The sequence below is a fragment of the Bradyrhizobium sp. SHOUNA76 genome, from assembly GCF_023006445.1.
Classification (GTDB): domain Bacteria; phylum Pseudomonadota; class Alphaproteobacteria; order Rhizobiales; family Xanthobacteraceae; genus Bradyrhizobium.
The window spans coordinates 1-9,412 of sequence record NZ_JALBHA010000228.1 but is presented as its reverse complement, the minus strand read 5'-3'; the positions used below and the strand labels follow the sequence as shown (position 1 = coordinate 9,412).

Below are 9,412 nucleotides of genomic sequence, written 5' to 3'. Positions count from 1 at the left end.
GCCTGCTCCCAAGCAGGCGTGAGCGGCGGCGGCTGCACATGCCGCTGCGCGTAAAACATCTCTTCGAGCGAGCTGAGCCGGCGGCGCAGCTCGGCCGCCTGGCTGGAGGCCTTGATCGCAATGAGGAACGCGGCGATCGCAATGATCCACGCAAAGACGTCAAACGGGCCGTCGAACATGAAGCCTCCAGGCGATCGACGGGAGGCCGATCACGAAATCCTTGTCTAGCGCCGGGAGCGTACGCGCAAGCCCGGCGCGGGACGCTCCTGGAGCACGTCGCGGCGGAAGCGGTAGAGCGCCGCCGGCCGTCCGCCCGTCTGTGTCGACATGACCCCGGTCGGTTCGACCAGGGCTTCCATTTCGACCAGGCGGCGGAAATTCTGCTTATGCAGGTGCCGGCCGGAAATCGCCTCGACCGTGTGCTGCAGTTCGGTAAGTGTGAATTCGGGCGGCAAAAGTTCAAAGACCACAGGACGATACTTGAGTTTTGCACGCAGCCGCGCGATCGCCGTGGCGAGAATCCGGCGGTGGTCGAACTGCATCGAGGTCCCGAGCGGGGGAAGCGTCTTGCGCGCTAATGCCGCAGGGCGGCCGTCGCGCCGCGCTTCCTCGACCAGCCCGGCCTCGTACAGGAGCTCGTAGCGGTCGAGCACGCGCTCCTCGTCCCAGGCCGCCCCGTCGAGGCCGAAGTAGAACCGCACGCGATCCTTGCGCGGCAGCGCGCGAATCGTCTCCGGCGTCTCCTCCGCGGCCCACTCGGTCAGCGCAGGAATGATATCGCGGGCGATGATCGCGGGCGGCTCCTCGCGCCGGTCTTCCCAGGGGAAGAAGCGGTACCATGGCGCGAAGCTCGCCGCGTTTGCTGCAAGCTCGCCGTCCACGGCGCGCGTCAGTGCGAGATAACCGATCGACACCATATGCGCCCCGGTGTCGCCGGCCTCGGCATGGCGGCCGCGATCGCCGAAGGTGTAGAGCTGCTCGACATAGCCGAGCCGCAAGCCCGCCTGCTCCTCGACCCAGGCGCGCAGGCCGATCTCGAAGGTGCGGTGCGCGAGCGCATCGAACGGGCCGAACGGCAGGCCGGCAAGCCCGTCACTGCCGCGCGCGGTCAGGATCAGAGGCTCTTGGCCCGCGATCGCGACGATGGCCGCGGTCAGGCCGATCTCGATCGGCGTCAGGAGCTTGTCGCTCATGCGGTGACGATCGCAGGTGGTGGCAGAAAGACATGTCGATCAATTGCGGCAGTCTCGCCGCGGGCTCGCTGCACCTCTCCCGCTTGCGGGAGAGGTCGCGCCGAAGGCGCGGGTGAGGGTTCTCGCCTCTTGGGGAGTCCCGATGAGGCAAGACCCTCCGCTTGCGGGAGAGGGAGCGCACCTATCTTGTGGCGCGCAGCTGTCATTCGAGCTCGATCACGAAGGGGCGGCCCTCGACCATCATCGCACCCGGGCCGATCTCGTCGAGCGCCCGCAGCATGCGACCGTTGCGTCCGAGGGCACGGTCGGCAAGACCGACGATGCGCCGGTTCGGCGAGGCGATCGGCGAGGCCGCGCGGATCTTCCTGGCGATATCGAGCTCGTCGCGGTTTGGATTGAGCGCGCAGACCGCCGCGAACGCGCTCGCGGTGGAGCGGCTGATGCCGGCATAGCAATGAACCACCAGCGGTGCGCTGCGGTCCCAGCTGCGCACGAAGTTCAGCACCTGATCGATATGCGTCTCGGACGGTGCGACGAAACCGTCCATCTCCTCGGTGATGTCGTCCATCGACACCTTGAGATGATTGGCCGGTAGCACCGATACTGGACGTGCCACCTGCTCGACATTGGCCATCACGGTCAGCACATGGCTGGCCCCGGTGAGGCGGACGGTTTCGGGAAGCGCGGCGAGGGAACAGACGTGGATCATGGCGGACCTTTTTCTTGATTATAACCGCGGCCGTAGGGTGGGCAAAGCGACATGTCCGCCGTAGCTCGAAGAGCGAAGGCGGAAGCGTGCCCACCACTTTTGTCGTAAGTGCGAGAAGATGGTGGGCACGGCGCAAGAGCGCCTATGCCACCCTACGGACCTACGCGAACACCGCGCCAAACCGCTCCAGGAACTGCTTCTCGGCCCGCGCCGCGGTCCAGGGCGTCAGATAGTCGCGCCGGACGCTGTCGGAGAGGCCGGGATCCTTGCCGAACAGGCGCTTCGCCTCGGGCTCTTCGAAGCCGGCAAGCGCGGTCGCCTCCAGATAGGCCGCGCCGCGATCGGCGGCCTTGATGGCCAGCGTGATCTCCTCCGGCAGCTCCGGCGGCAGGCCGAAGCGGACGTGGATGGCGCCGAGCAAGCGCTTCTCGACCGCCTTGTAATGGCCGTCGAGCACAGCCTTGAACGGCGAGATCATGTCGCCGATCACATATTCGGGCGCATCGTGCAGCAGCGCGGCGAGCCGCATGCGCCGATCGACACGCGGCATCTCGTGCCGCAGCACGGTTTCAACCAGCAGCGTATGCTGTGCGACCGAGAAGATATGCGCGCCTGTCGTCTGCCCGTTCCAGCGCGCGACGCGCGCGAGGCCGTGCGCGATGTCGGCGATCTCGACGTCGAGCGGCGAGGGATCGAGCAGATCGAGCCGCCGGCCCGACAGCATGCGCTGCCAGGCGCGGGATTGCGCAACGGGCGCCGTCTTCTTCGCGGTCATTTTGCCTTGAGGCGCGGCTTGCGCTGCGTCTTGCCGCAGATCGCGTGACAATGGCAGTCGACGAGGTGGTCGTTGACCATGCCGGTCGCCTCCATGAAGGCATAGACGATGGTCGGGCCGACGAATTTGAAGCCGCGCGAGGATAGCTCTTTCGAGATCTGCACCGACAATGGTGTCGAGGCCGGCACGCTCGCGGTGGTCTTGAACTGGTTGACCTTGGGTCGCCCGTCCATGAAGTCCCACAGCAGCTTCGAGAAGCCCGGCCCCTTCTCCATGATGTCGAGATAGGACTTCGCGCTCATTATCGCGCCGTCGATCTTGGCCTTGTTGCGAACGATGCCGGCATCGTTCATCAGCGCATGAACCTTCTTCTCGTTGTAACGCGCGATCTTCTCCGGCTGGAAATCGTCGAAGGCTTTGCGGAAATTGTCGCGCTTGCGCAAAATCGTGATCCAGGAGAGGCCGGCCTGGAAACCGTCGAGGATCAGTTTTTCGTACAGCGCGCGGTCGTCATATTCCGGCACACCCCATTCGGTGTCGTGATAGGCGACATAGAGCGGATCTTCGCCGGGCCAAGGGCAGCGGGATTTTCCGTCGGGATGCAGGCGGGGAGCGCGGCTCATGCGGTGGGCTGCTTGGCCGGAATGCGAACGACATCGGGTTCGGCGAGCGTCAAAGCCAGCCCCCCGGCGGTGAGGGGCTGACCGGCGTCGAGCGCGTCCGCGACTCGGTCGATGCGCACCAGCGCAATGCCCTTGCCGCCGGACGTCGAGCCGATAGTGCCGACCGGCTTGTCGCCGGCGAGAATGGTCGCGCCGGCCTCGGGCGAGGGACCGTCGAGCAACACCTTGACGCTGCGGGTGCGCGCGGTGCCGCGATGCTGCATGCGCGAGACGACCTCCTGGCCGACATAGCAGCCCTTGTCGAAATCGACGCCGGCAAGACGGTCCATGTTGGTCTCGTGCGGGAACGCGTCGCTGTACATGAAATCGAGCCCGCCGCGCGGCACGCCGAGCGCGATGCGGTGCGCCTCGTATTCGGTCGCATCGACCAGTTCGGCCCCGATCAGATCGGACAGCTTCTGCTTGAGGTCTTCGGGGATCAGGATGCGAACGCCGAGGCCGTCATTGCGCGGGTCGGTGAAGGCGAGGTCCGGCTGGGCCGCGGGCTGCCCGTCCCAGGCGGTAAGCACGCCGAGATCGCCGGAAAGGTTTTCCACCGTGACCTTGGCGCGCAACTTGTAGAATTTCAGCTTGGTGGCGAGGCTGTCTGCCAGCGCTTTCGGGCAGTCGATCAGGAACCCGCCGCCGTGACCCGCGGGCGCTTCCGTGATCAGGAAATCGACGATGATCTTGCCCTGTGGCGTCAGCAGTGCGCCGAATCGCCCCAGGCCCGGCTTCAGCCTGTCGACGTCGGTCGTGACCAGGCCGTTGAGGAAGTTGCGCGCATCCTCGCCCGCGACCTTGACCACGCCCCGGTCGGGAAGAAACGCTGATTTCATACGAAAATCTCTTGCGACATGTTGCTCCGGAACGTAAGCCCGCGAGGCATAAACGACAAGACCTCGAGCCCTGCGCTTGGGGATGAGAGAGGCCTTCAGCCATGACCCAGCGTTTCGACGTGATCCTCAAAGGCGGCACCGTCGTCAACCAGGACGGCGAGGGTGTTCGCGATATCGGCATCACCAACGGCCGGATCGTCGAACTGGGCCCGCTGTCGCAGGCCTCGGCCGCGGAGGTGATCGACTGCAAGGGCCTGCACATCCTGCCCGGCGTCATGGACACGCAGGTGCATTTCCGCGAGCCCGGACTGGAGCAGAAGGAAGACCTCGAGACCGGTTCGCGCAGCGCCGTGATGGGCGGTGTCACCGCCGTGTTCGAGATGCCGAACACGTCTCCGTTGACGGTGACGGAAGCCACTTTCACCGACAAGGTGAAGCGCGCCCATCACCGCATGCATTGCGATTTCGCCTTCTTCATCGGCGGCACTCGCGAGAATGTACAGGATTTGCCGGTGCTCGAGCGCGCGCCGGGCTGCGCGGGCGTCAAAGTGTTCATCGGCTCCTCGACCGGCGCACTGCTGGTGGAGGACGACGAGAGCCTGCGCCGCATCTTCCAGGTGATCCGCCGCCGCGCCGCGTTCCATGCCGAGGACGAGTACCGCCTCAACGACCGCAAATCGCTGCGCATCGAGGGCGATCCGCGCTCGCATCCGGTGTGGCGCGACGAGACCGCGGCGCTGATGGCGACGCAGCGCCTCGTCAAGCTCGCGCATGAGACCGGCAAGCGCATCCACGTGCTGCACATCTCGACCAAGGAAGAGATCGAGTTCCTGCGCGATCACAAGGACGTCGCCTCCTGCGAGGCCACGCCGCATCACCTCACGCTGGTCGCGCCCGAATGCTACGAGCGGCTCGGCACGCTGGCGCAGATGAATCCGCCGGTGCGCGGGGCCGATCATCGTGCCGGCATCTGGCGCGGCATCGAGCAGGGCATCATCGACGTGCTCGGCTCCGACCACGCCCCGCATACGCTGGAGGAGAAGCAGAAGACCTATCCGGCTTCGCCCTCCGGCATGACCGGCGTCCAGACGCTGGTGCCCTTGATGCTCGATCACGTCAACGCGGGTCGGCTCTCCCTGGCGCGCTTCGTCGACCTCACCAGCGCCGGCCCCGCGCGCCTCTACAACATGGCCTGCAAGGGCCGCATCGCCGCCGGCTACGACGCCGACTTCACGGTCGTTGATCTCAAGCGCAGCGAGACGATCACCAACAAATGGGTGGCGTCCAAGGCCGGCTGGACCCCCTATGACGGCGTGCGCGTCACGGGCTGGCCCGTCGGCACCTTCATCCGCGGCCGCCGCGTGATGTGGCAAGGCGAGCTTGTGACGGCCTCGCAAGGCGAGCCGGTGCGGTTTCTGGAAACGTTGAAGCAGTAAGTTGCTGCGGCCGGTATAATCCGTCATCCTGAGGTGCGCGCCATGCGGTGCTTTTGCACCGTATGGCAAGCCTCGAAGGATGAGCGGCCCCGCTGGCGGCCGTCGCCCTTCGAAGCCTCCGCTACGCTCCGGCACCTCAGGGTGACGGAGATTGTGCGCGTATGACGGGAGAATATTCCAATGAGTCAGAGTGCCCTCATCACCACCGGGCAGCTCGCCGCCATCCTCGGCGATCCCAACCTGCGCCTCTACGACTGCACGACCTACAACGAACCCGTCCCGCCGGGCAGCGACGTGCCCTATCGCGCCGTGCCCGGCGACAAGACCTTCGCCGCCGGCCACATTCCCGGTGCCGATTTCCTCGATTTGCAGGGCGAGTTCTCCGACGCCTCCGCGCAGCAATTCTTCATGATGCCCGGTGTGGCCCAGCTGGAGGCCGCCTTCGGCCGCCACGGCCTCGACGCAAGCAAGACCATTGTGCTCTACAGCATCGGCACGATGATGTGGGCGACGCGGTTCTGGTGGATGCTGCGCTCGCTCGGCGTCGATGCGCATGTGCTCGGCGGCGGCTTCGACAAATGGAAGCAAGAGGGGCGGCCGGTCGAGACAGGTGCACCGAAGGGATATCCGGCGGCGATCTTCAAGGCCGCACCGCGCGCGGGTTTCTTCGTTGACAAGACTATTGTGAAGACGCGGATCGGCGATTCCGCGACGGTCACCGTCAACGCGCTGGGGCCGCAGTTTCATCGCGGCCTCGAGCCGAGCCGCTACGGCCGGCCGGGCCGCGTTCCCGGCAGCGTCAACGTATCAGCCGCAACGCTCGTCAACGCCGACAAGACCCTGACGACGCTTGCCGACGCCGAAGCCAAATTCGCCGCGGCAGGCGTCACGCGCGACAAGAATGTGATCTGCTATTGCGGCGGCGGCATCTCGGCGACGATCGACCTGTTCCTGCTGACGCAGCTCGGCTACGACAAGCTGACGCTCTACGACGCCTCGATGGGGGAATGGGCGAGGGACCCGGAACTGCCGATCGAGACGGATTAGCTCTTACCCTCCCCTGGAGGGGACCCCTCCAGGGTAGGAAAGATCAGGGCAAGAAATCTCGGAACCTTTCGTCTGGGCCTGCATCCAATGTCCGGAACCAATGGAGATGAGGCGCTCGCCATGCCAGGGACCGCAGCCGGCCTGTCCGCCGGTGTCAGGACGTCGGAATCCGAGCTGATCGACCGTGCGCGGCGCCGGGATGAAGCCGCATTGCGCGAGATCATGCAGGCCAACAACCGCAGGCTCTACAGGCTCGCCCGCGGTATCCTGCGCAGCGATAGTGAGGCGGAGGACGTGGTGCAGGAAACCTATATCCGCGCATTCACGCATCTCGACGACTTTCTTGGTGCGTCGGCGCTGTCGACGTGGTTGTCGCGCATTGCCATCAACCAAGCGCTCGGATGCGCACGCGCTCGGAAGCCGCAGGTCGAACTGGGATCGCTGCCGGAGGCGACGCTCGAAGCGCAAATCATCCAGTTTCCCCTCTCGTCCGCCGCAACTGATCCGGAAAAATCCATGGCTCAACGCGAGATCCAGCGCGTCGTCGAACATGCGGTCGATGAATTGCCCGACGCCTACCGCATGGTCTTCATCGCGCGGGTGATGGAGGGGATGAGCATGGAGGAGACGGCCGAGCTGCTCGGTATCAAGCCCGAGACGGTGAAGACGCGGCTGCACCGTGCGCGCACCCTGCTGCGCGAGAATGTCGAGAAGAAGATCGGCCCCGTCGTGATGGATGCATTTCCGTTCGCCGGCCAGCGCTGCGAGCGGCTGACGGAGGCCGTGCTCAGGCGCCTTGGCATTGGCTGATTGGCATCGGCTGATTGGCGTCGGCTGAAATTTTTCGGGAACGTTTGCGCGAAACTCCCATCCAACTCCTGTGAAGCAACGCGCCGGCCAACCGTCCGGCAGCACAGGAGTGTCAAACCATGTTGATCCGATGGAGCGCGGCAGTCGCCGCAGCAATTCTGTTGTCGAGCCCCGCGCTGCTGCAAGGCGCCAGCGCGGCCGACAAACCCTCCGATCCGCAGATCGCTCACATCGCCTACACCGCCGGCGTGATCGACATCAACGCGGCCAAACAGGCGCAGAAGAAGGCCAAGAGCAAGGATGTGAAAGCGTTCGCGGAGGACATGCTGCGCGACCACGAGGCGGTCAACAAGCAGGCGCTCGCGCTGGTCAAGAAGCTGAACGTCACGCCGGAGGACAACGACACCAGCAAGGCGCTGTCCAAGCAGGCGAGCGACAAGCTGGTCGAGCTCGACAAGCTGGACGGCGTGGCGTTCGACAAGGCCTATGTCGCCAACGAGGTCGCCTTCCACAAGGCGGTCAACGGCGCGCTGGAGACCCAGCTGATTCCGTCCGCGAACAATGCCGAGCTGAGGAGCCTGCTGCAAACCGGCCTGAAGATTTTCCAGGGTCATCAGCAGCACGCCGAGCACGTCGCGGCCGAGCTGAAATAGGGAGGGTGCGATGATGTCGGGGCGGCTGTTTTCGATCGCTATCGCGCTTGTCTTCGCGGCGATGGTCGTCCCGGCACACGCCGCGACCATCGAGATCACGATGGAGAATCTAGAGATATCTCCGGCTCATGTGTCGGCCAAGGTCGGCGACACCATCAACTGGATCAACAAGGACGTCTTTGCCCACACCGCCACCGCGAGGAACGGCGACTTCGACGTGACACTGCCGCCGAAGAAATCGGCGACATCAGTTCTGAAGAAGGCGGGAACGATCGATTATTACTGCCGCTATCATCCCAACATGAAAGCGACGCTCAAGATCGAGCCGTGAGGAGAGCACGTTCCCTGCGCTCACTCGCCTTCTGGGACTATCGGAGAAATTCTCTCCAGCGCGACAGTTCGATGATGTGCTCGGACGAGAGAATGTCCGTCACGAGCGGCGGCTGCGCCGCTGTTCGGATCTCATAGAGATGCCGGGTCGTCGCCGGCTTCTCCATGAAGACCGAGATGCACTCGTCAAGAGTGCCTTCGCTTATCTGATACGGCTCCCGGTCCGGCCGGCGCTGGTTCGCAAGCGACGGCCATTTATGCAGCGCGGCAAGCGCACCGAAATCGACCTTTGAATCCGCAACACCGTCCCCCATCGCTTCGCCTCACGCAAAAAATGCCCCGGCGCGCGGATTTACGTGCCGGGGCCTACACCTATCGCTGCATCTCAATGCCACGGACCTTCAACGCGGCCGCCGGGAAAAGGTTCCCGGCCGGCCTGTCGTTGTCAGCTCGCGGCCGCCGCGATCCTGTGCCCCGGGCTGGCCTGACCTTGGCTGTGCTCCTCACTGCTGCTGACTTCCAGCGGGAGCCCGGCGAAGCGTCGCAAGGCTTCCGCCATCTGTCCCCGTCCGGGCGCGCCGGTGATCACCACATCGACCATGGTGAATGACGAGTGGAAGTGGCCGTGCGCCCTGAGCTGCTCGACCTGGACGCCTGCGGCCGCCATGGCCTCGGCATAAGCGATACCTTCGTCGCGCAAGGGATCGAACTCGCAGGTCGTCACGAGAGCCGGCGGCAGCCCGGCGACCTTGCCGCGCAGCGGCGAGACGCGCGGATCGGTGCGGTCCGCCGGCGAGCAGTAGAGGTCCCAGAACCAGTACATCAGCGAGCGCGTCAGGAAGTAGCCCGTCGCATTGTCGTTGTAGGAGGGACGGTCGAAGGTGCAGTCGGTGACCGGGCAGATCAGGAGCTGGACGGAGATCTCGGGCACGCCACGGTCGCGCGCGAGCTGGCAGGT

Annotated in this window: 12 protein-coding genes; 5 read left to right on the top strand and 7 right to left on the bottom strand. The window is 65.1% G+C overall.

Annotated elements, in window-relative coordinates; translation table 11 throughout:
• Positions 1-224: 224 nt before the first annotated feature.
• The 5 genes from MOV74_RS21930 to MOV74_RS21910 all read right to left on the bottom strand — a co-directional run bounded on the left by MOV74_RS21930 (position 225) and on the right by MOV74_RS21910 (position 4,178).
• Complete coding sequence (locus MOV74_RS21930) at positions 225-1,193, bottom strand: NrtR DNA-binding winged helix domain-containing protein (RefSeq protein WP_246926625.1); 969 nt, start codon at positions 1,191-1,193, stop codon at positions 225-227.
• Between the two features lie 202 nt (positions 1,194-1,395).
• Positions 1,396-1,902 (bottom strand): tyrosine phosphatase family protein, encoded by a 507-nt coding sequence (locus MOV74_RS21925; protein ID WP_246926623.1) that lies wholly within the window; start codon positions 1,900-1,902, stop codon positions 1,396-1,398.
• 160 nt (positions 1,903-2,062) lie between these two features.
• The gene (locus MOV74_RS21920) at positions 2,063-2,677 is read right to left on the bottom strand and encodes a YfbR-like 5'-deoxynucleotidase (protein WP_246926621.1); all 615 of its coding nucleotides are present in this window, start codon (positions 2,675-2,677) and stop codon (positions 2,063-2,065) included.
• Positions 2,674-3,300 carry a DNA-3-methyladenine glycosylase I gene (locus MOV74_RS21915; RefSeq protein ID WP_246926619.1) on the bottom strand — a complete coding sequence of 209 codons (627 nt, stop codon included), beginning with the start codon at positions 3,298-3,300 and terminating at the stop codon, positions 2,674-2,676. Before MOV74_RS21915 ends, MOV74_RS21920 begins: the two co-directional genes overlap by 4 nt.
• Positions 3,297-4,178, bottom strand: a complete 882-nt coding sequence (locus MOV74_RS21910) for a folate-binding protein YgfZ (protein ID WP_246926617.1) — start codon at positions 4,176-4,178, stop codon at positions 3,297-3,299. The genes MOV74_RS21915 and MOV74_RS21910 overlap by 4 nt, the downstream gene beginning before the upstream one ends.
• A gap of 101 nt (positions 4,179-4,279) precedes the next feature.
• On the opposite strand from MOV74_RS21910, the gene MOV74_RS21905 reads away from it, so the two are divergent.
• The 5 genes from MOV74_RS21905 to MOV74_RS21885 all read left to right on the top strand — a co-directional run bounded on the left by MOV74_RS21905 (position 4,280) and on the right by MOV74_RS21885 (position 8,455).
• Positions 4,280-5,614, top strand: a complete 1,335-nt coding sequence (locus tag MOV74_RS21905; protein ID WP_246926615.1) for a dihydroorotase — start codon at positions 4,280-4,282, stop codon at positions 5,612-5,614.
• A 180-nt stretch (positions 5,615-5,794) separates the two neighbouring features.
• Positions 5,795-6,661 (top strand): sulfurtransferase, encoded by an 867-nt coding sequence (locus tag MOV74_RS21900; RefSeq protein WP_246926613.1) that lies wholly within the window; start codon positions 5,795-5,797, stop codon positions 6,659-6,661.
• 120 nt (positions 6,662-6,781) lie between these two features.
• On the top strand, positions 6,782-7,471 hold the full coding sequence (locus MOV74_RS21895) for an RNA polymerase sigma factor (protein WP_246926604.1): 690 nt from the start codon (positions 6,782-6,784) through the stop codon (positions 7,469-7,471).
• A 119-nt stretch (positions 7,472-7,590) separates the two neighbouring features.
• Positions 7,591-8,124 carry a DUF4142 domain-containing protein gene (locus MOV74_RS21890; protein WP_246926602.1) on the top strand — a complete coding sequence of 178 codons (534 nt, stop codon included), beginning with the start codon at positions 7,591-7,593 and terminating at the stop codon, positions 8,122-8,124.
• Between the two features lie 10 nt (positions 8,125-8,134).
• Positions 8,135-8,455, top strand: a complete 321-nt coding sequence (locus MOV74_RS21885; protein WP_246926600.1) for a cupredoxin domain-containing protein — start codon at positions 8,135-8,137, stop codon at positions 8,453-8,455.
• Positions 8,456-8,492: 37 nt separating this feature from the next.
• Here MOV74_RS21885 and MOV74_RS21880 read toward each other — a convergent pair whose 3' ends face one another.
• Positions 8,493-8,768, bottom strand: a complete 276-nt coding sequence (locus MOV74_RS21880; protein ID WP_246926587.1) for a hypothetical protein — start codon at positions 8,766-8,768, stop codon at positions 8,493-8,495.
• A gap of 131 nt (positions 8,769-8,899) precedes the next feature.
• Positions 8,900-9,412, bottom strand: a 513-nt coding sequence (locus tag MOV74_RS21875) for an alpha/beta hydrolase fold domain-containing protein (RefSeq protein WP_246926585.1), incomplete at its 5' end; no start/stop codon positions are given.

Bases quoted from the DNA above. Each gene is read 5' to 3' on its own strand.
- MOV74_RS21930 (WP_246926625.1), bottom strand. From the start codon at position 1,193: ATGAGCGACAAGCTCCTGACGCCGATCGAGATCGGCCTGACCGCGGCC.
- MOV74_RS21925 (WP_246926623.1), bottom strand. From the start codon at position 1,902: ATGATCCACGTCTGTTCCCTCGCCGCGCTTCCCGAAACCGTCCGCCTC.
- MOV74_RS21920 (WP_246926621.1), bottom strand. From the start codon at position 2,677: ATGACCGCGAAGAAGACGGCGCCCGTTGCGCAATCCCGCGCCTGGCAG.
- MOV74_RS21915 (WP_246926619.1), bottom strand. From the start codon at position 3,300: ATGAGCCGCGCTCCCCGCCTGCATCCCGACGGAAAATCCCGCTGCCCT.
- MOV74_RS21910 (WP_246926617.1), bottom strand. From the start codon at position 4,178: ATGAAATCAGCGTTTCTTCCCGACCGGGGCGTGGTCAAGGTCGCGGGC.
- MOV74_RS21905 (WP_246926615.1), top strand. From the start codon at position 4,280: ATGACCCAGCGTTTCGACGTGATCCTCAAAGGCGGCACCGTCGTCAAC.
- MOV74_RS21900 (WP_246926613.1), top strand. From the start codon at position 5,795: ATGAGTCAGAGTGCCCTCATCACCACCGGGCAGCTCGCCGCCATCCTC.
- MOV74_RS21895 (WP_246926604.1), top strand. From the start codon at position 6,782: ATGCCAGGGACCGCAGCCGGCCTGTCCGCCGGTGTCAGGACGTCGGAA.
- MOV74_RS21890 (WP_246926602.1), top strand. From the start codon at position 7,591: ATGTTGATCCGATGGAGCGCGGCAGTCGCCGCAGCAATTCTGTTGTCG.
- MOV74_RS21885 (WP_246926600.1), top strand. From the start codon at position 8,135: ATGATGTCGGGGCGGCTGTTTTCGATCGCTATCGCGCTTGTCTTCGCG.
- MOV74_RS21880 (WP_246926587.1), bottom strand. From the start codon at position 8,768: ATGGGGGACGGTGTTGCGGATTCAAAGGTCGATTTCGGTGCGCTTGCC.